The 22,829-nt window shown below is 66.8% G+C and carries 21 protein-coding genes and 1 pseudogene; 13 read left to right on the top strand and 9 right to left on the bottom strand.

Annotated elements, in window-relative coordinates:
• Positions 1–45 precede the first annotated feature (45 nt).
• Positions 46–735: a TetR/AcrR family transcriptional regulator gene (locus tag ACN9MV_RS21610; RefSeq protein WP_093177015.1), complete on the top strand. Its 690-nt coding sequence runs from the start codon at positions 46–48 to the stop codon at positions 733–735.
• Here the strand turns inward: ACN9MV_RS21610 and ACN9MV_RS21605 are convergent.
• Genes ACN9MV_RS21605 through ACN9MV_RS21595 form a run of 3 tightly spaced genes read right to left on the bottom strand, consistent with a single transcriptional unit; the run spans position 713 to position 3,952 of the window.
• Positions 713–2,092, bottom strand: a complete 1,380-nt coding sequence (locus ACN9MV_RS21605) for a phospholipase D-like domain-containing protein (RefSeq protein ID WP_093051318.1) — start codon at positions 2,090–2,092, stop codon at positions 713–715. The two genes, ACN9MV_RS21610 and ACN9MV_RS21605, sit on opposite strands and share 23 nt — an antisense overlap.
• Positions 2,093–2,138: 46 nt before the next feature.
• Positions 2,139–2,804 (bottom strand): glutathione S-transferase family protein, encoded by a 666-nt coding sequence (locus tag ACN9MV_RS21600; RefSeq protein WP_426389371.1) that lies wholly within the window; start codon positions 2,802–2,804, stop codon positions 2,139–2,141.
• Between the two features lie 26 nt (positions 2,805–2,830).
• Positions 2,831–3,952, bottom strand: a complete 1,122-nt coding sequence (locus tag ACN9MV_RS21595) for a 5-methyltetrahydropteroyltriglutamate--homocysteine S-methyltransferase (RefSeq protein WP_093177020.1) — start codon at positions 3,950–3,952, stop codon at positions 2,831–2,833.
• A 146-nt stretch (positions 3,953–4,098) separates the two neighbouring features.
• On the opposite strand from ACN9MV_RS21595, the gene ACN9MV_RS21590 reads away from it, so the two are divergent.
• From ACN9MV_RS21590 to ACN9MV_RS21555, 8 genes are all read left to right on the top strand, one after another.
• Positions 4,099–5,205, top strand: coding sequence for a Rieske 2Fe-2S domain-containing protein (locus tag ACN9MV_RS21590; protein ID WP_426389368.1), 1,107 nt, complete (start codon positions 4,099–4,101; stop codon positions 5,203–5,205).
• Positions 5,202–5,978: a GntR family transcriptional regulator gene (locus tag ACN9MV_RS21585; RefSeq protein ID WP_093051306.1), complete on the top strand. Its 777-nt coding sequence runs from the start codon at positions 5,202–5,204 to the stop codon at positions 5,976–5,978. Before ACN9MV_RS21590 ends, ACN9MV_RS21585 begins: the two co-directional genes overlap by 4 nt.
• Positions 5,979–6,020: 42 nt before the next feature.
• On the top strand, positions 6,021–7,007 hold the full coding sequence (locus ACN9MV_RS21580; protein ID WP_093077745.1) for a PDR/VanB family oxidoreductase: 987 nt from the start codon (positions 6,021–6,023) through the stop codon (positions 7,005–7,007).
• 166 nt (positions 7,008–7,173) lie between these two features.
• A complete protein-coding gene (locus ACN9MV_RS21575; RefSeq protein ID WP_093051300.1) occupies positions 7,174–8,349 on the top strand; it encodes an ABC transporter substrate-binding protein in 1,176 nt (391 codons plus the stop codon).
• Between the two features lie 216 nt (positions 8,350–8,565).
• Positions 8,566–9,438, top strand: coding sequence for a branched-chain amino acid ABC transporter permease (locus ACN9MV_RS21570; RefSeq protein ID WP_093051297.1), 873 nt, complete (start codon positions 8,566–8,568; stop codon positions 9,436–9,438).
• Positions 9,438–10,439: a branched-chain amino acid ABC transporter permease gene (locus tag ACN9MV_RS21565; protein ID WP_426389367.1), complete on the top strand. Its 1,002-nt coding sequence runs from the start codon at positions 9,438–9,440 to the stop codon at positions 10,437–10,439. The genes ACN9MV_RS21570 and ACN9MV_RS21565 overlap by 1 nt, the downstream gene beginning before the upstream one ends.
• The gene (locus ACN9MV_RS21560) at positions 10,436–11,197 is read left to right on the top strand and encodes an ABC transporter ATP-binding protein (RefSeq protein WP_093051289.1); all 762 of its coding nucleotides are present in this window, start codon (positions 10,436–10,438) and stop codon (positions 11,195–11,197) included. The genes ACN9MV_RS21565 and ACN9MV_RS21560 overlap by 4 nt, the downstream gene beginning before the upstream one ends.
• Complete coding sequence (locus tag ACN9MV_RS21555; protein WP_426389365.1) at positions 11,190–11,894, top strand: ABC transporter ATP-binding protein; 705 nt, start codon at positions 11,190–11,192, stop codon at positions 11,892–11,894. Before ACN9MV_RS21560 ends, ACN9MV_RS21555 begins: the two co-directional genes overlap by 8 nt.
• Here ACN9MV_RS21555 and ACN9MV_RS21550 read toward each other — a convergent pair.
• The 3 genes and pseudogenes from ACN9MV_RS21550 to ACN9MV_RS21540 form a co-directional block, all read right to left on the bottom strand.
• Entirely contained in the window at positions 11,891–12,559 is a 669-nt protein-coding gene (locus tag ACN9MV_RS21550; RefSeq protein ID WP_426389363.1) for a DsbA family protein, read from the bottom strand. The two genes, ACN9MV_RS21555 and ACN9MV_RS21550, sit on opposite strands and share 4 nt — an antisense overlap.
• Positions 12,553–13,446 (bottom strand): annotated as a pseudogene (locus tag ACN9MV_RS21545) (MBL fold metallo-hydrolase); the annotation flags it as partial. The gene ACN9MV_RS21550 and the pseudogene ACN9MV_RS21545, both read right to left, overlap by 7 nt.
• 135 nt (positions 13,447–13,581) lie before the next feature.
• On the bottom strand, positions 13,582–14,484 hold the full coding sequence (locus ACN9MV_RS21540) for a LysR family transcriptional regulator (RefSeq protein WP_426389362.1): 903 nt from the start codon (positions 14,482–14,484) through the stop codon (positions 13,582–13,584).
• Between the two features lie 100 nt (positions 14,485–14,584).
• Between ACN9MV_RS21540 and ACN9MV_RS21535 the strand changes: the two genes are divergently transcribed.
• From ACN9MV_RS21535 to ACN9MV_RS21525, 3 genes are read left to right on the top strand one after another with little or no spacing between them, the layout of a single operon-like run.
• Positions 14,585–15,532, top strand: a complete 948-nt coding sequence (locus tag ACN9MV_RS21535) for a hydroxymethylglutaryl-CoA lyase (protein ID WP_426389361.1) — start codon at positions 14,585–14,587, stop codon at positions 15,530–15,532.
• Positions 15,529–16,737, top strand: coding sequence for a CaiB/BaiF CoA transferase family protein (locus ACN9MV_RS21530; protein WP_093077733.1), 1,209 nt, complete (start codon positions 15,529–15,531; stop codon positions 16,735–16,737). Before ACN9MV_RS21535 ends, ACN9MV_RS21530 begins: the two co-directional genes overlap by 4 nt.
• Positions 16,738–16,776: 39 nt before the next feature.
• Positions 16,777–17,763: a tripartite tricarboxylate transporter substrate binding protein gene (locus ACN9MV_RS21525; protein WP_426389360.1), complete on the top strand. Its 987-nt coding sequence runs from the start codon at positions 16,777–16,779 to the stop codon at positions 17,761–17,763.
• A gap of 10 nt (positions 17,764–17,773) precedes the next feature.
• Here ACN9MV_RS21525 and ACN9MV_RS21520 read toward each other — a convergent pair whose 3' ends face one another.
• The 3 genes from ACN9MV_RS21520 to rpoD all read right to left on the bottom strand — a co-directional run bounded on the left by ACN9MV_RS21520 (position 17,774) and on the right by rpoD (position 22,435).
• Positions 17,774–18,904, bottom strand: coding sequence for an HPP family protein (locus tag ACN9MV_RS21520; protein ID WP_426389359.1), 1,131 nt, complete (start codon positions 18,902–18,904; stop codon positions 17,774–17,776).
• 19 nt (positions 18,905–18,923) lie between these two features.
• Positions 18,924–20,159 (bottom strand): multidrug effflux MFS transporter, encoded by a 1,236-nt coding sequence (locus ACN9MV_RS21515; RefSeq protein ID WP_093051261.1) that lies wholly within the window; start codon positions 20,157–20,159, stop codon positions 18,924–18,926.
• Positions 20,160–20,248: 89 nt separating this feature from the next.
• Positions 20,249–22,435 carry an RNA polymerase sigma factor RpoD gene (gene rpoD, locus ACN9MV_RS21510; RefSeq protein ID WP_256216814.1) on the bottom strand — a complete coding sequence of 729 codons (2,187 nt, stop codon included), beginning with the start codon at positions 22,433–22,435 and terminating at the stop codon, positions 20,249–20,251.
• Here rpoD and ACN9MV_RS21505 point away from each other — a divergent pair.
• Positions 22,428–22,760, top strand: a complete 333-nt coding sequence (locus tag ACN9MV_RS21505) for a hypothetical protein (protein WP_256216812.1) — start codon at positions 22,428–22,430, stop codon at positions 22,758–22,760. The genes rpoD and ACN9MV_RS21505 overlap by 8 nt on opposite strands.
• Positions 22,761–22,829 lie beyond the last annotated feature (69 nt).

Below are 22,829 nucleotides of genomic sequence, written 5' to 3'. Positions count from 1 at the left end.
AAATTTGAATTTGAAGTATTCTTTTGTTTGGGGTAGCCTCGGGGCATGGCAACCCGCACTCCGCGTACCGACGGCAACACCACGCGCCTGCACATCCTCGAAACCGCCGGCCGGCTGTTCGCGGCGCAAGGCTTCGCAGAAAGCACCAGCAAGGAAATCTGCACCCGCGCCGGCACCAACATGGCCGCCATCAACTACCACTTCGGCGGCCGCGACGGGCTCTACGAGGCGGTGCTGGTCGAAGCGCACAAGCAGCTGGTGAGCCTCGACGAGCTGATGGCGCTGTCATTGGAGTCGACCGATCCGCGCCTGAAGCTGCGCGCCTTTCTCACGCACATGGTCGAGATGAGCGCCCAGCCGAAGGCGCCGTGGGGGTTCCGCGTGGTGCTGCGCGAGGCGCTGTCGCCGTCGCCTGCCATGCCGGCGCTGATCCAGCGGGCTGTGCTGCCCAAGGCCAGGCTCATGCGCGGCATCGTCGGCGAGATCATGGGCTTGCCCGACGACCATCCATCGGTGCAGCGCAGCCTGCTGCTGACGGTGCTGCCGTGCCTGGTGATGACGGTGGCGCCCAAGGACCTGAGCAGCAAGGTGTTGCCGGCCCTGAAGGACACGCAGGCCCTGGCCGAAGAAGTTGTGCGCTATGTGCTTGCGGGACTCGATGCCGTGGCGAAGGAGGCAAAGGCGGCCGAGCCGTCCCCGGCGTCCACAACGCCTAAAGCTGGAAAGCGACGGTGAGCAGCAGCCCCTCGGCCACGTCGCGCATCAGCCCCGGGCGCCGCGCACGATAGGGCTCGCCGGCCGAGGCGGTGGTCTCGATCCACTCGGCCAGCCATTCGATGTCTTCATGGCCGTAGAACACGACGGCCGCCTCGTGGTTCAGCAGCAGGCTGCGCAGGTCGAGGTTGATCGAGCCGCACATGGCGAGTTCGTCGTCCACCACCACGGCCTTGGCATGCGCCATGAACGGCAGCATGCTGAAGCTCACGCCCGCGCGCGCCAGGTCGCGCATGGCGCGTGCACGCACGAAGTCGGCAAGGCGATGGTTCGACTGCGCGGGCATCGCGATGGTCACCTGCACGCCGCGCCGCGCGGCCAGCCGCAGTGCATCGCGCAGGCCGTCGCCGGGCACGAAGTAGGGCGTGATCGCTAGCACGCGGTGCTCGGCGCGAAAGCATGCATCGATCAGCAGTGCGTGTGCTGTGTCTTCGGTCTGGTCGGGGCCGCTCGGCAGGAACTGGGCCATGGCAGTGCCCGGGCCCGGGGGCACGTCGTCGGCGGTGATGGCGCGGGCCTTGCGGCTGCGCACCGAGGCCCAGTCGTGGTCGAACTGGCGCGCCGCCGCAGCGGCCACGCTGCCATGCAGGTCGAACGACAGGTCGCGCCAGGCCTCGGGGTGCTTGTCGTTGCCGGTGAAGTATTCGCCCGCGAGGTTGCGCCCGCCCGACCAGAGCCAGCCGTCGTCGGCGATGGTGAACTTGCGGTGGTTGCGCAGGTTGCGCGGGCCGATGCGGCGCAGGCTGAAGAAGGGGCGGAACACGGCCACCTCGCCGCCCGCCACACGCAGCCGGTCGAAGTGATGGCGCGGCAGCGACAGCGCGCCGAAGCCGTCGAGCAGCACCCGCACCTTGATGCCCTCGCGCGCGCGCTTGGCGAGCCGGTCGATCACCGCGTGGCCGAGTGGGTCGTCGCCGATGATGAAGGTGCACACGTCGATGCGCTCGCGCGCGCCGTCGATCACCTGCCACAGCGCATCGCGCGCGGCCTCGCCGTCGGCATGCATGCGGATCGCGCAGCGCCCCGGCGGCGCGAGGCCGAAGCTCTCGATCAGGTCGGCAGCCCAGTGGCCCGGCGGCACCGAGCGCGGCGGCCTGGGCGACCCCGCCGGGCGCAGCTTGCGCTGGCCGAACAGCAGGTACATCGGCAGGATGAAGTAAGGCATCAGCACCAGCCCCATGACCCAGGCGATGGCCGTGGTGGGGGCGCGCTGCTCGCGGCGCGCGCGCGTGGTCAGCACGTAGACCAGCAGCGCGAAAGTGACGACGAGGAAATGCTGCGAAGGAGAGGGCAGCCAGTCGAACTCTTTGGTCGGCATGGACCGATGATGCCTCAGCGTTGCGGGCTGTGCCTTCAGTGTCCCTTCAGCGTTGCAGGAAGGCCGGCACGCCGCGCCCTTCCGAGGCCAGGAACCGCATCATCGGATCGACCACCGCGCGCACCGCGGGCCGGTCGCCTACGCGCGTGCGCCAGGCCAGCAGGCGCGGCGTGGCGTCGGTCATGCCGGCGCCCTTGCGGTCGGCGAACACACAGGCCATGTAGAAGGCGATGTCGGCGAAGGAGTAGGGGCCGGCCAGGTACTCGCGTGTGGCCAGCAGGCCTTCCATCTCTTCGTAGAAGCGCGCGCAGCCGGCGCAGGCCGCGACTGCCGCAGCGCTCTGCATGTCGTGCTGCAGGCCGAAGAGCTTGATGACGTTCGGGAAGAAGACCTCGTCGGACTTCTGCTCCAGCTGCCGCGCGCGGGCCCGTCCGGCAATGCCTTCAGGCCACAGCGCAAGGCTGGGATAGCGGTCTTCGAGGTACTCGAAGATCTGCGTCGAGTCGAACAGCGAGACCTCGTCGTCGACCAGCACGGGCACCTGCTGCTTGACGGGGTTGACCCGAAGCACCTCGGGGTGCTTGGGCTCGTAGGCATCGTCCTTGGTGAAGGGCACCATGACCAGTTCGAAGGGCACGCCTTTTTCGCGTGCCGCGATCTCGACCTTAGCGCCGAACATGCTGAGGGGGCCTGAGTAGATGTGAGTCGTCATGCCCCGACTTCACCAGAAACGGCGCGTCAGGTCGAGCCCCAGACCTCCTGCGCGGTCTCGACCACCAGGCGCAGCTTGTTGCGCTGCGCTTCCACCGCGATGTTGTTGCCGTGCACGGTGCTGGAGAAGCCGCACTGCGGCGACAGCGCGAGCTGGTCGAGCGAGGCGTACTTGGCGGCGTCCTCGATGCGGCGCTTGAGCTCGTCCTTGTCTTCCATCTCGCCGAACTTCGTGGTCACGAGGCCGAGCACCACGGTCTTGCCCTTGGGCAGATAGCGCAGCGGCTTGAAGTCGCCCGAGCGGGCGTCGTCGTATTCCATGAAGTAGGCGTCGAGGTCCATCTCCTTGAGCAGCGCCTCGGCCACCGGCTCGTAGTTGCCGGCCGCGGCGTGCGTGCTTTTGAAGTTGCCGCGGCACAGGTGCATGGCCAGCAGCATGCCCGGGGGCTTCTGCGCCACCACCTTGTTGATGAAGGCGGCATAGCGATGCGGCAGCTCGTTCGGGTCGTCGCCGCGCTTGCGGGCAGCTTCGCGCATGTGCTCGTCGCACAGGTAGGCGAGGTTGGTGTCGTCCATCTGCACGTAGGTGCAGCCGGCGGCGGCCAGCGAGCGCAGCTCGTCGCCGTAGGCCTTGGCCACGTCGTCGTAGAACGCCGGGTCGAGCTCGGGGTACGCCTCCTTGCTGATGCCGGCGCGGCCGCCGCGGAAGTGCAGCATGGTCGGCGAGGGGATCGTCACCTTGGGCGTGCGGCCCGCCGAGACCTGGCTCTTGAGGTACTGGAAGTCGGCGAGCTGGATGTCCTTGATGTGGCGCACCTTGTCGAGCACGCGCATCGCGGGCGGCGCGAGTTCTTCAGTGCCGTCGGGCTTGCGGATGGTGACCGGGATGTCGGTTTTCACGCCGCCGAGCTGGTCAAGGAAGTCGATGTGGAAGTAGGTGCGGCGGAACTCGCCGTCGGTGATGCTTTTCAGGCCGATGTCTTCCTGGAAGCGGACGATCTCGGTGATGGCCTTGTCTTCGACGAGGCGAAGCTGTTCGGGCGTGATCTCGCCCTTGGCTTTCTGTTCGCGGGCATCGAGCAGGTATTTGGGGCGCAGGAAACTGCCCACGTGGTCGTAGCGGGCAGGCAGGGCGGCGTGCTGTGACATGGATGACTCCGTCGTGATTTGGGGAACGAGCGGAACATCGTATCGCCTTCGAAATGCCGATGTCTGTATACAGATATCTCAGTGTTTACCCTCGAAATGCTTCAAAAGACTGGAAATTTCAGGTTTTCTGTATACATTGAGTATTCATGAAAACGCCCACGACCGCCTTTCCTCTGAACGCCTGGTATGCCGCCGCCTACGACGTCGAAGTGCGTCACGCGCTGCTGCCGCGCACGATCTGCAACCAGAAAGTGGTGCTGTTCCGCCGCACCGACGGCCAGGTGGCCGTGCTCGAAGACGCCTGCTGGCACCGGTTGATGCCGCTGTCGCTGGGCCGCCTCGAGGGTGACGAACTGGTCTGCGGCTACCACGGCCTCGTCTACAACAGCCAGGGCCGCTGCACTCACATGCCGAGCCAGGAAACGCTGAACCCCTCGGCATGCGTGCGCAGCTTTCCGGTGGTCGAGAAGCACCGCTTCGTGTGGATCTGGCCAGGCGATCCGGCCAAGGCCGACCCGGCGCTGGTGCCCGACATGCACTGGAACGACGACCCGGCCTGGGCCGGCGACGGCAAGATGATCCGCGTCAACTGCGACTACCGCCTCGTGGTCGACAACCTCATGGACCTGACGCACGAGACCTTCGTGCACGGCTCGTCCATCGGCAATCGCGAAGTGGCAGAGGCGCCTTTCGTGGCCACGCACGGCGACCGCTCGGCCACCGTCACGCGATGGATGGAAGACATCGACCCACCGCCGTTCTGGGGCAACCAGATCCGCCACGCACGCGGCTACACCGGCAAGGTCGACCGCTGGCAGATCATCCGTTTCGAAGGCCCGTGCACGGTGAACATCGATGTCGGCGTGGCCGAGGCGGGTAGCGGCGCCGTGCCGCACGGTAGCAACCCCGGCGACCGCAGCAAGGGTGTGAACGGCTACGTGCTCAACACCATCACGCCCGAGACCGACAAGACCTGCCTCTACTTCTGGGCCTTCTCGCGCAACTACTGCCTCGGTGAGCAGCGCCTTACACACGAACTGCGCGAGGGCGTCGCCGGCATCTTCCGCGAAGACGAGCTGGTGCTCGAAGCGCAGCAGAAGGCGATGGACGACCACCCCGATCACAAGTTCTACAACCTCAACATCGACGCCGGCTCGATGTGGGCGCGACGCCTGATCGACCGCATGATCGAAAAGGAAAAACCCGCGCGCGCCGCGATCCCGATCCGGCCCGCCCAGAAGGAAGCCGCGTGAAGGTCGCTGCCGTTTCCACCGCCGCCGAGCCCGGCGACAGCGGCAGTTCGCAGGCCGTGAAGGCGCAGCTGCGGTTGCGCGAGATGATCCTCGCGGGCGAGCTGCCCGGTGGCGCGCGCATTGCCGAAGTGGCCATCTCCGAGCAGCTCGGCGTGTCGCGCACGCCGGTGCGCACCGCGCTGATGCGGCTCGAACAGGAAGGCCTGCTCGAAGCGCTGCCCAACGGTGGCTATGCGGTGCGTACTTTTTCCGAGCGCGACGTGGCCGATGCCATCGAGCTGCGCGGCACGCTCGAAGGGCTGGTCGCCCGGCTTGCGGCCGAGCGCGGCGCGGCGCCCGTGGTGCTGCGCGAAGCGCGCGCCTGCCTGCAGCGCATCGACGAACTGCTGCGCGAGCCCGCGCTCGACGACGCGGCCTTCTCGCGCTACGTGACGCACAACGAGCGCTTCCACGCACTGCTCTGCGAAATGGCGGGCAGCCCCGTCATCGCGCAGCAGCTCGAGCGCGTGATCAACCTGCCGTTCGCGTCGCCCTCGGGCTTCGTCATCGTGCAGGCCAACTCGCCGGCCGCGCGTGACATGCTCGTGATTGCGCAAGACCAGCATGTGCAGGTGCTCGACGCCATTGAATCCGGCGAAGGCTCGCGCGCCGAGGCGCTGATGCGCGAGCACAGCCGCATCGCACGGCGCAACCTGCGCGATGCGTTGCACGGCACGCCGACCGCCGAGCAGCGCCCGCTGCCGGGTGTGCAGCTGATCCGCCGGCGCGGCTGATCGGTTTCTTCTTTTTCCCTCCTCTTTCGTGTTGCTCCCCCGATGAAAAGCGATCTTCAATGGATGCAGGCGCAAGTCGTTGCGCTGCGCGACGTCACGCCCACCGTGCGCGAATTCGAACTGCGCCCCGATGGCGGCTTTGCCGAATCCCATGAGCCTGGCGCCCACCTGCAGGTGCAGGTGCTGACGGCGCAGGGCAAAGTGCAGACCCGCTCGTACTCGCTGGTGGGCGAGGGCGACGGCCAGTGCTGGCGCATCGCCGTCAAGCGGCTCGACGACGGCCGTGGCGGTTCGCTCGCGATGTGGCGGCTGGCCGTGGGCGACCGCCTGCAAGTGAGCGCGCCGCAGAACCACTTTCCGCTCGACCTCTCGGCTCCCGGCTACCTGCTGGTGGCGGGCGGCATCGGCATCACGCCGCTGGTACTGATGGCGCAGCGGCTGGGCGCACATGCAAGGCGCACCGGCGTGCCGGTGAAGATGCTCTACGGCGCGCGGCATGCGGGCGAGCTCGGCTATCTGTCGCATCTGCAGGAAGCATTGGGCGAGGGCGTCGAAGCGCATGAAGGCTCGGCCCCCATCGACTTCGCCGCCGCCATCGCGGCACTGCCGCCCGGCGGCCAGCTCTACACCTGCGGCCCGGTGCCGATGCTCGAAGCCGTCAAGCGCGCGTGGCACGCAGCCGGCCGTGCCATCGAAGACCTGCGCTTCGAAACCTTCGGCAGCAGCGGCCGCCTGGCCACGCAGTCATTCCAGGTGCGAATTCCCCGGCACGACCTGGCCATCACCGTGCCGGCCGACTGCACGCTGCTCGAAGCCCTCGACGCAGCCGGCGTGCAGACGCTCTCGGACTGCAAGCGCGGCGAATGCGGCCTGTGCGCCATGGACGTGATCGCCGTCGACGGCGAGATCGATCACCGCGACGTGTTCCTTAGCGAGCACGAGAAGAAATCGACCACGCGCATCTGCGCCTGCGTGTCCCGCGCCGTGGGCACTCTCACGCTCGACTCCGCCTACCGCGCCGACAGCTGACGCGCGCGCTCCGCAGCCTGCCTTGCGCGATGATCGCGCAGTTCATTTGGCAATCGCGCAACAAAGGTCAACGGTAATGGCCGGCTAGGTGATTGCCTGCTCCGCCGGATGTTGCAAAGTGTTGAAAATAGCCCCGGTTCGCGTTCCGCCCCTCAAAGGAAAAAACATGCAAAGACGCCATCTCATCCAGACCGCCGCCCTCTCGGCACTTGCGCTTTCAATGTCGCTGGCCAGTGCCCAGGACGCCAACAAGTTCAAGATCGGCCTGATCCTTCCGATGACGGGCCAGTCGGCCTCCACCGGCCGCCAGATCGAAGCCGCCGCGCGCCTGTACATGGCCCAGAACGGCGATACCGTGGCCGGCAAGAAGGTAGAGCTGATCGTCAAGGACGACACCGGCCTGCCCGACGTGACCAAGCGCCTCGCGCAGGAGCTGGTGGTGAACGACAAGGTCAACGTGCTGGCCGGCTTCGGCCTCACACCGCTGGCGCTGGCCGTGGCGCCGATTGCCACGCAGTCGAAGACGCCCGAAGTGGTGATGGCCGCGGCCACGTCGAGCATCACCGAGGCTTCGCCCTACATCATCCGTTCGAGCTTCACGCTGCCGCAGGTGTCGGTGGCCATGGGCGACTGGGCACCTAAGAACGGCGTGAAGACGGTCGTCACGCTGGTGGCCGACTACGGCCCGGGCAACGACGCCGAGAAGTTCTTCAGCGAGCGCTTCCAGCTCAACGGCGGCAAGGTGCTCGACAAGCTGCGCGTGCCGCTGCGCAACCCCGACTTCGCGCCGTTCCTGCAGAAGGTGCGCGACGTGAAGCCCGACGCGCTGTTCGTCTTCGTGCCCTCGGGCGCGGGCGCGGCGGTGATGAAGCAGTTCCTCGAACGCGGCATGGACAAGGCCGGCATCAAGATGATCGCCACCGGCGACGTGACGGATGACGACCAGCTCAACGACATGGGCGACGGCGCGCTGGGCGTGGTTACCTCGCACCACTACTCGGCCGCGCACCCCTCGGCCATGAACAAGAAGTTCGTCGAAGCCTTCGAGAAGGCCAACCCCAAGATGCGTCCCAACTTCATGGCCGTGGGCGGCTATGACGGCATGCGCGTGATCTACGAAGCGCTCAAGACCACCAAGGGGCAGGGCGGCGGCGAAGCGCTGCTGGCCGCCATGAAGGGCCAGGTCTTCGAGAGCCCGCGCGGCCCGGTGCTGATCGATGCGCAGACGCGCGACATCGTGCAGGACGTGTACCTGCGCAAGGTCGAGAAGAAGGACGGGCAGCTCTACAACGTCGAGTTCGACGTGATCAAGGGTGTGAAGGATCCGGGCAAGGCAAAGTGAGGCTTGTCTCTGGGGGACGTTGTTGTTCGGGGCGCGATCACGCCGACGGGGCACCTTGCTCCGCGAATGTCCCCCGGCCTTCGGCCTCCTCCTTTATTTCGCTGCGCAAGGCACCCCATCGGCGTGATCTTTCAGAGCAGTCGTTGATCGGCCGGCATAAGCACGCACCCCGAACGAAACGAACAGCCCCAGAAATAGCTTCGTAAAAAACACGACATGCTGACCATTCTTTTCGACGGCATCGCCTACGGCATGCTGCTCTTCGTGTTGGCGGTAGGCCTCGCAGTGACGCTCGGCCTGATGAACTTCATCAACCTCGCGCACGGTGCTTTCGCCATGGCGGGCGGCTACCTCACGGTGTTCGCGATGCAGAAGTTGGGCGTGCCCTTCCTGGCCTGCCTGCCGCTCGCATTCATCGTCGTCGCGCTGGCCGGGGCCTTGCTCGAACGCACGCTCTACCGGCCGATGTACGGCAAGCCGCATCTCGACCAGGTGCTTTTTTCCATCGGCCTCGCCTTCATGGCGGTGGCGGCCATCGACTACTTCGTGGGCTCTTCGCAGCAGAACGTGCAATTGCCCGAATGGCTGCGCGGGCGCACCGAGATCGGCGACGGCGCGCTGCTGCTGGGCATGGGGCACTACCGGCTCTTCATCATCGGCGTGTGCGCTGTGCTCACGGTGGTGCTGCAGCTCATCCTCTCGAAGACCCGCTTCGGCAGCCGGCTGCGCGCCGCGGTCGACGATCCGCGCGTGGCGTCGGGCCTGGGCATCAACGTGAACATCGTGTTCCTGCTGACCTTCGCCGTGGGCTCCGGGCTCGCGGGGCTGGGTGGTGCGCTGGGTGCGGAGATCCTCGGCCTCGACCCGACCTTCCCGCTGAAGTACATGATCTATTTCCTGATCGTGGTGTCGGTCGGCGGCACCTCGTCGATCACCGGGCCGCTCGCGGCGGCGCTGCTGCTGGGCATTGCCGACGTGGCGGGCAAGTATTTCATTCCGAAGATGGGTGCATTCACCGTCTACCTGCTGATGATCATGATCCTGATGTGGCGGCCCCAGGGCCTGTTCACGCGCAAGGGGGGCCGTTGATGAGTGCGCCTTCCACCACCGAGTTTCAGTCGGCCCTGCTGCGCAAGGCACGCTGGCACCCGCTCGAATTCGTGGCCTGGGCAGTGGCCTTCGCGCTGCCGCTCGTCATGCCTTCTCACTCGCTGCTGGTCAACGAGATCGCCATCGTCGCGCTGTTCGCGATGTCGCTCGACCTGATTCTTGGCTACACCGGCATCGTGTCGCTGGGCCATGCCGCTTTCTTCGGCTTCGGCGCGTATGCGGCGGCGCTGTTCGCCAAGCTCGTGATGCCGGACCCGACCGTGGGGCTGGTGATCGCGACCGTGCTCTCGGCATTGCTGGGCCTCGTGGCGAGCGTGACGATCTTGCGCGGCAGCGACCTCACGCGGCTGATGGTCACGCTCGGCACTGCGCTGCTGCTGCTCGAACTCGCCAACAAGCTCGACTGGCTCACCGGTGGCGCCGACGGCCTGCAGGGCGTGGTGATGGGGCCGGTGCTCGGCCTGTTCGAGTTCGACCTGTACGGCCGCACGGCCGCCTGGTATTCGCTGGCCGTGATGCTGGTGCTGTTCCTCGTGATGCGCCGGCTCGTGCATTCGCCGTTCGGCGCCACGCTGAAGGCCATTCGCGACAACCGACTGCGTGCCATGGCCATCGGCATTCCGGTCGTGTCGCGGCTCGTGGTGATCTACACCGCGGCGGCCGGCATCGCCGGCGCCGCGGGCGCGCTGCTGGCGCAGACCACCGGCTTCGCCTCGCTCGACGTGCTGGCCTTCGACCGCTCGGCCGACGTGCTGCTGATGCTGGTCATCGGCGGCGTGGGCTGGCTCTATGGTGGCGTGGCGGGCGCCATCGTGTTCAAGCTGCTGCAGACCTGGCTGTCGGCCGTGACGCCGCAGTACTGGATGTTCTGGATCGGCCTGATCCTGGTGCTGCTGGTGCTGGTGGGACGCGACCGCCTGCTCAAGCCGTGGACATGGTTCGGCGCGGGCCAGAAGAAAAAGAAGGGCGGTGCGGCATGACCGACACCGTGCTTTCGACCCACGGCCTCGTGATGCGCTTCGGCGGCATCACGGCCACCAACAACGTGACGATGGAACTCAAGCGCGGTGCACGCCACGCGCTGATCGGCCCCAACGGAGCGGGCAAGACCACGCTGATCAACCAGCTGACGGGCGTGCTCACGCCCACCGAAGGCCGCATCACGCTGCTGGGCGAAGACATCACCACGCTCGCGCCGCACAAGCGCGTGGCGCGCGGACTGGTGCGCACCTTCCAGATCAACCAGCTGTTCGACTCCATGACGCCGCTCGAAACGCTGGCGCTGGTCGTGTCGCAACACCAGGGCATCGGCGCGCAATGGTGGCGGCCGCTCGGCGCCAGCAAGGCGATTGCCGAGCGTGCAGGGCAACTGCTCGAGCAGTTCCACCTTGGCGACGTGGCGCAGCAGCAGGTGAAGCACCTGGCCTATGGCAAGCGCCGCCTGCTGGAGATTGCGATTGCGCTGGCCTGCGAGCCGCGCGTGCTGCTGCTCGACGAGCCTGTGGCGGGCGTGCCCGCCGGCGAGCGCGAAGAGCTGCTGCAGACCGTGGCCGCGCTGCCGGCCGATGTGTCGGTGCTGCTGATCGAGCACGACATGGACCTGGTGTTCAGCTTTGCCGACCGCATGACGGTGCTGGTCAACGGCACGCTGCTGACCGAGGGCGACCCCGAAACCATCGCCAACGATCCGAAGGTGAAAGAGGTCTATCTGGGCCACGGGGAGAGCGCCCATGTCTGAGCTGCTGCGAATAGAAAACCTGAGCGCCGGCTACGGCGAGGCCGTGGTGCTGCACGACGTGGCGTTCGCGCTCGGCGAAGGCCAGACGCTGGCGCTGCTGGGCCGCAACGGCACGGGCAAGACCACGCTGATCAATACGCTCGCGGGCGCAACGCGCCAGCACGGCGGCAGCATCACGCTGGGCGGCCAGGCGCTGCACAAGCTCGCGCCGCATCAGCGCGCGGCAGCCGGCATCGGCTGGGTGCCGCAGGAGCGCAACATCTTCAAGTCGCTCACGGTGCACGAGAACCTCACGGCGGTGGAGCGGCCCGGCAAGTGGAGCCCGCAGCGTGTCTACGAAATGTTCCCGCGCCTTGCGGAGCGCAAGACCAACCTGGGCACGCAGCTCTCGGGCGGCGAACAGCAGATGCTGGCCGTGGGTCGCGCGCTGGTGCTCAACCCGAAGCTGCTGCTGCTCGACGAGCCACTCGAAGGGCTCGCGCCGATCATCGTGGAAGAGCTGCTGCGCGCCATCCGCCGCATCACGCAGGACGAGGGGCTGGCCGCGATCATCGTGGAGCAGCATCCGCAGGCCATCCTCGCGATTTCCGACGAAGCGGTGGTGCTGGACCACGGGACCATCGTGCATACCGACAAGGCCGCGACATTGCGCATGCAGCCTGAAGTGCTCGACCGCCTGTTGGGCGTCGCGCGCTAGACGAGTTCCGCCAGGCGCGCCTTCCAGTCTTCCGCGCGGCCGAGCCATGGGCCGATGTCGATGCGGCTGGCGCGGCCATCAGGCTGCGTCAGCACGAAGGTCGGAAAGCCCTGGCCGCCAGCGCGCTGCAGGAACTGGCGGCTTTCGGCGAAGTGCCGTGCGGTCGATTCGCCTGACAGGCGTTCGAAGGCCGACGCGAAGGCTTCGGCGTCGAAGCCGAGTTCGGCGGCGATCGCCTTCAGCACCTGCTCATCGGCGATGCACTGGCCTTCGACGTAGTGCGCCCGCTGCAGGCGATGGATCATGTCCAGCCCGCCGCCCGCCCGCAGCGACTCGGCCGCGAGGATGGCGGTGGTCGGCGGCTCGGAGTCCATCGTCGCACCGGTGTCGCGCAGCAGTCCCTCGAAGTAGCCTTCACCGAAGGGCTGGCCCGTGAGTTCCGCGATGCGCCGGTCGTGCGGCATCACGTACTCGCGCCACTGCGGCGTGATCGAGCGGCGGTTGGCGCCGGTCATCATGCCGCCGCCATGGAACTCGACCTTCAGGCCGGGCACGCTGCGCGCCGCGTCGACCAGCGGCGCGGCGGCATAGCACCAGCCGCACAGCGGGTCGAAGATGTAGTGGAGCGTGGCGCCTTCATTCGCGCCTTCGTTCATTGCGGCCATTTCATTTCTCCCTTGATGACCTTGGCGCCGAGTTCCAGCGACGAGGCGTCTTCCAGCTTCGGGTAGCGCTTCTTCATTGCGGCGATCAACGCTGCCGAGTCCTTGGCCTTCGCGGCTTCGGTCTCGAAGGCCTGCAGATAGCTTCGCGTGAATTTCACCGAGGCGAGCGAGTAGGGCGCGCTGCCGTCGGCATTCGGCAGGTAGTGGCCGGGCACCACGGTCTTGGGGTGCAGGGCTTCGATGCGGCCCAGCGTCTTGATCCAGTCGCGGCGCGATTCGGGCGTTTGCGTGTCGGCCACCCACACGTGGATGTTGGCCGACACCGGAATGCCGCCGACTACCGCCTTCAGCGAGGGAATCCACGCGAAGCTGCGCTCGGGCGTGGGGCTGTCGAGGCCGACGACCTGGATCTTGCGACCTTCGAGCGTGAGGCTGTCACCGGCCAGTGCTTCGGGCACGACCAGCGCCTTGGGCGCGTTGTCCTTCAGGATCGGGCCCCAGTGCGCGAGCTTGCCGTCCTTCGAGGCCTGGATGGCGGCCACGGTCTGGGGCGTGGCGACGATCTTCGCGTCGGGGAAGGCGGCCTGGATCACGTCGAGGCCGAAGTAGTAATCGGGGTCGCTGTGGCTGATGTAGACCGTGGTGAGCTTCTTGCCCGTGGCCTTGATCTTCTGCACCAGCGCCTCGGCGTCGTTGCGCTGGAACTGCGCGTCGATCAGCACGGCTTCGGTCTGGCCGGTGACGATTTCCGAGGAGACCGGAAACATCGACTTCGTGCCGGGGTTGTAGACGTCGAGCTTGAGCGGCTGGGCAGCCTGCGCGGCGAGCGGAGCAAGGCTCAGGGTGGCGGCGAGGGCGGCGGCGGAGAGGAGGGCTCTGCGGAACATGCGGTGGTCTTTCTGTGTGCGGTGTGAAGGAGTGACTGCTCTGACCTTTCGAATGTAAGTTGCGTGAATCGAAATAAAAACCTGCTCCAGGGCAATGAATAGTTTCGGATTCCGGTCGAATTGGGTGCTTGGCCGTCAATCCGTGGCGCGCCGCTCCAGGTGCGCGACCAGCAATTGCGCGGACGGCGACAGCGCCGCCTCACTGCGGAAGCAGATCGCAAAACGCCGCCGCGCCCATGCATCGGTCAGCGGCATCAGGCAAAGGCCGAAGGCATCGGTGAAGGGCCGCGCGACCTCCGCAGGCACCACGCTGATTGCCAGCCCGGCGCGCACCACGCGCAGCGCCGCATCGAAGTTGGACACCAGCACGCGGTAAACCAGCGGCTTGCCTGCCACTGCAGCCTCGCGCGCAAGCATCAGTTGCACCGCGCTGAGCGCGGGCATGCCGACGAATTCATGGTCGAGCACCTGCTCGAAGCGCACGTGCTCGTGCTTCGCCACCGGGTGCGAGGGATGCGCGACGATGGCGAGGTGGTCGGTGCGGTAGTCGCGCCGCTCCAGGCCTTCGAGGTCGGCCGCGTCCCAGCACAGGCCGATGGAGGCGCTGCCCTCGCGAATGCCGCGCACGATCTCGGGGCTCACGCGCTCTTCCATGTCGACGCGGATGTTGCGGTGCGCCGGGTCTTGCAGAAAGTCGGCCACGTCTTCGGCCAGCGATTCGGCCATGACCGAGGCCGAGGCCAGGATGCGCACGTGCCCGCGCGCGCCGCCGGCGTAGGCGGCCATGTCGCGCTCGATGCGGTTCACGCTGCCGAGCATGGCGCGGGCGTGCTCCAGCAGGGTTTCGCCGGCCGGCGTGGGCAGCACGCCGCGGCGCTTGCGCAGCAGCAGCGGCGTGCCGACGGCTTCTTCGAGCTGGGCCAGCCGCTTGCTGATGGCCGAGCCGACGATGCTGGCCTGCTCGCCAGCACGCGCGATGCTGCGCGTTTCGCAGACGGCGACGAACAGGCGCAGGGTGGTCAGGTCGAGGTCTCTCATGATGTTCCGTTCTGGAATCAGATGGCTTCCAAAATATACCTTCTGGATCGAATCGGAACTTCTAACATCAACTCCGTACCCTCACGACGGAGACAAAGTCTTGATTCACGCCTTCCTGCCGCCGCGCGCGGTCGTCCGCGAAGTGGGCCTGCGCGATGGCCTCCAGAGCATCGCCCGCGTACTGCCCACCGAACGCAAGCTCGAATGGATCCGCGACGCGCATGCCGCCGGCCAGCGCGAGATCGAAGTCGGCTCGTTCGTGCCGGCGCACCTGCTGCCGCAATTGGCCGACACGGCCGAGCTGCTGGCGTACGCGAAGACACTGCCGGGGCTCTTTGCCTCGGTGCTCGTGCCCAACCTCAAGGGCGCCGAACGCGCCATTGCGGGCGAGGCCGACCTGATGGTCGTGCCGCTTTCGGCCAGCCACGCGCACAGCCTTGCCAACCTGCGCAAGACGCCCGACGAGGTGGTGGCCGAGGTCGGGCGCATGCGCGCGGCGCGCGATGCGGCGGGCTCCAAGACGCTGATTGACGGCGGTGTAGGCACGGCCTTCGGCTGCACGCTGCAGGGCCATGTCGCGCCCGACGAAGTGCTGCGGCTGATGCAGGCGCTGCTCGACGCTGGCGCCGACCGCGTCAGCCTCGCCGACACAGTCGGCTATGCCGATCCGGCGATGGTGCGCAGCCTGTTCGAGCGCGCCTTGCGCATCGCGGGCGACCGGCTGTGGTGCGGCCACTTCCATGACACGCGCGGCATGGGGCTCGCGAATGCGTATGCCGCGCTGGAGGTCGGCATCACACGTTTCGACGCCTGCCTGGCCGGCATCGGCGGCTGCCCGCACGCGCCCGGCGCCAGCGGCAATGTCGACACCGAAGACCTCGTCTTCATGCTCGAGAGCATGGGCGTTGCGACCGGCGTCGATCTGCCGAAGCTGCTCGACCTGCGCCGACGCGTGGCGAGCTGGCTCGAAGGCGAAACCTTGCAGGGCACGGTGTGGCGCGCGGGCTTTCCGAAGACCTTTGCTGCGACGGCGGGAGTCACGGCATGAGCGCGGCAAAGACCGGAGAAAAGCGCCTGCCGCTCACCGGCATCCGTGTGGTCGAGTTCACCCACATGGTCATGGGCCCCACCTGCGGCATGGTGCTCGCGGACCTGGGCGCGGAGGTCATCAAGGTCGAGCCCATCGATGGCGACCGCACGCGACACCTGCTGGGCGCGGGCGCGGGCTTCTTCCCCATGTTCAACCGCAACAAGAAGAGCATCGCGCTCGACCTGCGGCACCCGCAGGGGCTGGAAGCCGCGCTGCGCCTGTGCGCCACGGCCGACGTGGTGGCGCAGAACTTCAAGCCCGGCACCATGGACAAGTACGGCCTGGGCTATGCCGCCCTCGGCAAGCTCAACCCTCGCCTCGTGTACGTCAACCACACGGGCTTCTTGCCCGGCCCTTATGAGCACCGCACTGCGCTCGACGAGGTGGTGCAGATGATGGGCGGTCTGGCCTACATGACCGGCCGCCCCGGCGATCCGCTGCGCGCGGGCACCAGCGTGAACGACATCATGGGCGGCATGTTCGGTGCCATCGGCGCGATCGCCGCGCTGATGCAGCGCGCCGAGACCGGCAAGGGGCAGGAGGTGCAGTCGGCATTGTTCGAGAACAACGTCTTCCTGGTCGGGCAGCACATGCTGCAGTACGCGATCACCGGGCAGGCCGCTGCGCCGATGCCCGATCGCATCTCGGCCTGGGCGCTGTACGACGTGTTCACCGTGAAGAATGGCGAGCAGATATTCCTGGCCGCCGTGAGCGACGCGCAGTGGAAGACCTTCTGCGACGCGCTGGGTTTCGACGACCTGAAGGCCGACCCCGCCCTGCGCACCAACAACGACCGCGTGCGCCTGCGGCCCACGCTGCTGGCCGACTTGCGTGAGCGCCTGGCAGGCCGCTCGGCGGCGGAGCTGTCGGCGATCTTCGAGGCCAGCGGGCTTCCTTTCGCGCCGATCACGCGGCCCGAAGACCTCTACGACGACCCGCATCTGAAAGCCACCGGCGGCCTGGCCGACATTCGCCTGCCGGACGGTGAGCGTGCCGGAGAAATGGCGCAGACGACGCTGTTCCCGATCACGCTCGGTGGCGAGCGCCTCGGTGTGCGGCTGCATCCGCCGACGCTGGGCGAGCACACGCGCGAGCTGCTGGCCGAACTGGGCTACGCGCGTGAGCAGGTCGATGCGCTGCACGCCGAATCGGCCGTAGCCTGAGCAGAGTGACTTTTCAAGAACATAAAGAGAGACAAAACCATGACCCAGACACTTCCCTCGATGAACCGCCGCGCGGTGCTCGGCCTCGGTGCGTGCGCCGCCGCCGTGGCCGCATGCCCCGCGCTTGCGCAGGGCTCCGACAAACCCATCCGCTTCATCCTGCCGATCAGCGCCGGCTCGGGCGTCGACACCATCGTGCGCGCTGCATCGGTCGCGCTCGGCAAGGCCTTCGGCCAGCCGGTGGTGATCGAGAACCTGCCGGGCGCGGGCGGCATCACCGGCGCCGCGGCCATCGTCAAGGCCGCGCCCGACGGGCTCACGCTGGGCATGGTGTCGAACAACCACGTCATCAACCCGGCGGTGTTCAAGAAGATGCCCTTCGACGCGATCAACGATGTCACGCCGATCAGCGTGGTGGGCGCGACGCCGCTGGTGCTGGTGGTGAACCCGAAGCTGCCCGCGAAGAACGTGAAGGAACTGGTCGCGCTGCTGCGCGCGAAGCCCGAGGGCTACAACTACGCCTCGTCGGGCAACGGCACCATCATTCACCTGGCTGGCGAGATGTTCATGGACGAGGCCGGCGTGAAGGCGCGGCACATTCCCTACAAGGGCACCGGGCCGATGGTGACCGACATGATCGCGGGGCAGGTCGAGATGGGCGTGGTTGCACTACCGGCCGTGCAGCAGCACATCAAGAGCGGCGCGCTGCGCGCCATCGGCCTGTGCGGCGCGACGCGTTCGCCAGCCGCGCCGGACATCCCGACCATCGCGGAGCAGGGGCTGCCGAACTACGCGGTCGAAGGCTGGTTCGCGGTGATCGGGCCGCCGAAGATGCAGGCAGCCGATGTCCAGCGCGTGCACGACGCGGTCGCCGCTGCATTCACCAGCGCCGAAGTGCGCGATGCGATGGACAAGCAGGGCAACGTCATCAAGCCCACGACACCGGAGCAGGCCGCGGGCTACTTTCGCAGCGAGGCCGCGCGCTATGCGGCGCTGGTGAAGAAGGCGAACGTGGTGCTTGAGTGAGGAGCGGCTCTTACGCCGGCCCCACAGCGCGATAGAGGGCGCGCACGAAGTCCGACTGCGTGATCATTCCCGCGAGGCGCTTCTCGCCATCGATGATCGGGATGTGGTGGTGCCCGCCCTCGGAGAACAGCGGCACCAGGTCGACCACGGGCCGGTCGGCGCTGGCCACGCGCACTTGCCGCGTCATGATCTGGCCGACCACCTCGGGCTTGTTCGACATCACCGTGCGCGTGGCGCGGATCAGGTCGCGCAGCTTGCCGGCGATGCCCTCGTGATGCTGCAGGTCGAGCTGGCGGAAGAAGTCGGCCTGCGTGACGATGCCCACCACGCGGCGCGTGCGGTCGGTGATGGGCAGGGCCTTGATGCGGCGCTCGTGCATCAGCGCCCACGCTTCCTGCAGCGGCGTGCCGAACTCCACCGAGACCGGCGTGCGCGACATGATGTCGGCGCAGTGCAGCGTGCCCAGGCGCCGCTTGTACGACTCGAGCTCGGTCTGCTGGATCAGCGATTGGAGGTCGTCTCGGCTGATGTCCAGCACCTGGTTGTAGCGGGCCAGCACGGCGTCGATGTCGGCCTGGCTGAAGCGCGCATCGGACGCAGGCGGGCGAGCCACCACCTGCACATGCGGATAGCGCCGTCCGGTCAGCGAGTTGTAGGCCACGCCGGCCAGCACCAGCAGCAGCGAGTTGGTGAAGAAGGGGAAGAGGGCGGACGAGAAATGCGTGGTGTGCGTCAGCACCGCGAGCAGGGCCGCGGCACCGCCCGGCGGGTGCAGGCAGCGTGCGCTGAACATCAGGCCGATGGCAGCAGCCACTGCAACGGCGGCGCCCAGCGCCGGATCGGGAATCCAGTTGGCAGCCGCAATGCCGACCACCGCCGACAGCGTGTTGCCGCCGATGACCGCCCACGGCTGCGCCAGCGGACTGGCCGGCACAGCAAACACCAGCACGGCGCTGGCGCCCAGCGGCGCGATCAGCCAGACGGAGGCGGCGAGCGGGCCGGCCATCCACCGGCACAGCAGCGCCGTGACCAGCAGGCCGAGGCCCGCACCCGCCACCGCGCGCAGGCGCTCGCGGGCATCGACGGTGGTGCGGCCTGGCAGCCAGGCGCGCGCATGAGTCAGGAATGCTTCGAAGCGCATCGGAGCCTCGTTCCTGCTGTCAGCCTTCGTGCGCCACCATGCGCCCGATCTCTGGCCAGCGGTCATGCAGCCACACCCAGGCGACAAGGCCGATGGCGAGCATGCCCATGGAGGTCAGTGCCAGCGCGAGTGTCGAATGCATCACCAGCGGCGCCACCGCGCCGGCCACGATGCCGTTGGCAGTGGAGCCGATCACGGCCTGCAGCGAAGAGGCCATGCCGCGGCGCTCGGGGTGCAGGTCGAGCACCAGCAGCGTGACCACCGGCACCATCAGCGCCCAGCCGAAGGCGAACACCGCCAGCGGCCACAGTGCCCAGGCCACGTGCGCCTGGAAGAAAGTGTTGGCCACCACGTTGACCACCGAGGTGGCCAGCATGATGACGAAGCCGTCGCGGATCTGCCGCTTGGGCGCGACCTTGCCGGCCATGCGGCCGCTGGCGCGCGCGCCGAGCATGATGCCGCCGATGGTCAGCAGGAAGAACCAGAAGAACTGCTGCGGCTGCAGCGCGAGGTGGTCGCCGAGGAATGCGGGCGCGGCCAGCACGTAGAGGAACATGCCGTTGAAGGGCACGCCGCTTGCGAAGGCCAGCAGCAGGAAGCGCGGGTCGGAGCACAGGTCCCAGTAGCCGCGCATCAGGTGCCGCACCTGGAAGGGCTGGCGGTGGTCCTTGTGCAGTGTCTCGGGCAGCAGCTTGTAGTTGGCAGTGAACAGCACCACGCCCACCGCCACCAGAAACCAGAACACTGCGTGCCAGCCCGCGTGCACGAACAGGAAGCCGCCCACGATGGGCGCGATGGCCGGTGCCACGCCGAAGTAGATCGTGACCTGGCTCATGACCCGCTGCGCCTCGGCAGGCGGGAACATGTCGCGGATCACCGCGCGCGAGACCACGATGCCGGCGCCGGTCGAAAGGCCCTGCAGCCCGCGGAACAGCACCAGCTGCGTGATGTTCTGCGAGAGCGCGCAGCCCAGCGAGGCCAGCGTGAACACGGCCAGGCCCCACAGCACCACGGGGCGGCGGCCGAAGCTGTCCGACAGCGCGCCATGGAACAGGTTCATGAACGCGAAGCCGAACAGGTAGGCCGAAAGCGTCTGCTGCATCTCGGCCGGCGTCGCGCCGATGGATTGCGCAATGCCCGAGAAGGCCGGAATGTAGGTGTCGATGGAAAAGGGCCCGAGCATGCCGAGCACCGCGAGCAGCACGGCAAGCGCCCAGCGCGGGGCCTGCCAGAGTTTGTCTGCATCGGGATTCATGAGGTTTGCTCCGTTCTTTTTATCGCGAAGGCCAAAAAAGAAAGCGCCCTTGCGGGCGCCTCCTCGTCGGGAAATACCGGGAGACCGGCTTAGAGCGTATCAATAAAGCTGCGCAGCTTGTCCGAACGCGACGGATGCTTGAGCTTGCGCAGTGCCTTGGCCTCGATCTGGCGGATGCGCTCGCGGGTCACGTCGAACTGCTTGCCGACTTCTTCCAGCGTGTGGTCCGTGCTCATTTCGATGCCGAAGCGCATGCGCAGCACCTTGGCTTCGCGCGGCGTGAGGCTGTCGAGGATGTCCTTGACCACGTCGCGCAGGCCGGCCTGCATCGCGGCTTCGATAGGAGCCGTGTTGCTGCTGTCCTCGATGAAGTCGCCCAGGTGCGAATCGTCGTCGTCGCCGATGGGGGTTTCCATCGAGATCGGCTCCTTCGCGATCTTCATGATCTTGCGGATCTTGTCTTCCGGAATCTCCATCTTCGCCGCCAGGATGCCGGCGTCGGGCTCGAAGCCGAACTCCTGCAAGTGCTGGCGCGAAATGCGGTTCATCTTGTTGATCGTCTCGATCATGTGCACCGGGATGCGGATGGTGCGCGCCTGGTCGGCGATCGAGCGGGTGATGGCCTGGCGGATCCACCACGTGGCGTACGTCGAGAATTTGTAGCCGCGACGGTATTCGAACTTGTCGACCGCCTTCATCAGGCCGATGTTGCCTTCCTGGATCAAATCGAGGAACTGCAGGCCGCGGTTGGTGTACTTCTTGGCGATGGAGATCACGAGGCGCAGGTTGGCCTCGATCATTTCCTTCTTGGCATCGCGCGAAGACGATTCGCCTTCGTTCATGCGCTTGTTGATGTCCTTCAGCTCGGACAGCGGCACCACCACGCGCGACTGGATGTCGGCGAGCTTCTGCTGCAGTTCCTGCACTGGCGGGATGTTGCGCGCGAGCACCGTGCTCCAGGGCTTGCCAGCGGCGGCCTGCTTCTCGACCCACTTCAGGTTGAGCAGATTGGAGGCGATGCGGTTGCCGTTCTTATCGTAGCCGCTGAAGTCGCGGATGAACTCGTCCTGCGGGAAGCCGCACTTGTCCACGATGATGCGGCGCAGCTCGCGTTCCTTCTTGCGCACGTCGTCCACCTGCGTGCGCACCAGGTCGCACAGCTTCTCGATGGTCTTGGCGGTGAAGCGGATGGTCATCAGCTCGTCCGACACGGCCTGCTGGGCCTTGACGTACGCCGGCGTGCCGTAGCCTTCCTTCTCGTAGATCTTGTGGATCTTCTCGAACATGCTGGCGATGCGGTCGAAGCGATCGAGCGCTTCACGCTTGAGTTCCTCGAGCTTCTTGGTCAGGGCCTTGGAGCCGCCCTTGCCGTCGTCGTCGTCTTCCTCGTCGAACTCGTCGAAGTCTTCTTCGGCCACGTAGTCGTCGGCCTCGTTGGGGTTCGAGAAGCCGTCGACGATGGTCGAGATGACGACCTTGCCTTCACGGATCGTTGCGGCCATTTCGAGGATCGCGGCGATGGTGGCGGGGGAGGCCGAAATGGCTTCCATCATGGCCATCAGGCCGCCTTCGATGCGCTTGGCGATTTCGATTTCGCCTTCGCGCGTCAGTAGCTCGACCGTACCCATTTCGCGCATGTACATGCGGACCGGGTCGGTAGTGCGGCCGAATTCGCTGTCCACCGTGGAGAGCGCGGCTTCGGCTTCTTCCTCGGCTTCTTCCACCGTGGTGGCGGTGGGCGCGGTGTTGTTCAGCAGCAGGGTTTCGGCGTCGGGCGTCTGCTCGTACACCGCCACGCCCATGTCGTTGAGCATGGTGACCACGACTTCCATGGTCTCGGCGTCGACCAGCTTGTCGGGCAAGTGGTCGGAGATTTCGCCGTGCGTGAGGTAGCCGCGGGTCTTGCCCAGCGTGATCAGGGTCTTCAGGCGCGAGCGGCGCTTGGCCAGGTCTTCTTCGGAGAGCACGGTCTCGTCGAGGCCGAACTCCTTCATCAAGGCGCGTTCCTTCGCCTTGCTGATCTTCATGCGCAGCGGCTTGACCTTCTCTTCGGTGGTCGTCGCAACCGCGGGCTCGTCGCCGGCAAGGTCATCTTCGATGTCCGACAGGTCGACGTCGCTCTCGGGGGCTTCCTTGTCAGCCTTGGGCTTGCGGCCGCGCTTGGCGCCGGTGGCGGGCGTGGCGGCGCCAGCGGCCTTGGGCGGGCGGCCGACTTTCTTGGCTGCGGGGGCGGCTGCTTTTTTGGGATCGTCGAGAGAGGTCGATTTCGTGGGCACGGTTTTCACTTTCGTTGCGGCTGCCGATTTGGATGCGGCGGCGGCCGTCTTGGTTGCCGGCTTCGCGCCGGCTTTCAACGGTTTTTCTGCTGCGGGCTTGGTGGCGACGCTTTTGGCAAGTGAAGGAGCAGGCTTCTTTGAACTGGGCATACGACCTCGTTACGGCAAGAAAGAACAAGCGGGATCACAGGCGCACCGTCACGCGGACAGCGCCACCACAGCCCGTGCACAGGCACGGACTAAAAACAAATGGGAAAGAGGAATTAATTCCTCAACAGGCAAGATGTCGGGCGAACATTTGGTATGCAGTCCTTGCGGTTATTGACCCTTTCCGCCGGAATTTACCGTTGGAGTGCGTTGCGCTAGGGGTCGGCCCGGAGGTGCTGCTGTCGCT

Source organism: Variovorax sp. R-27, assembly GCF_049913215.1.
Lineage (GTDB): Bacteria > Pseudomonadota > Gammaproteobacteria > Burkholderiales > Burkholderiaceae_C > Variovorax.
This window is presented reverse-complemented; position numbering and strand designations above follow the sequence as displayed.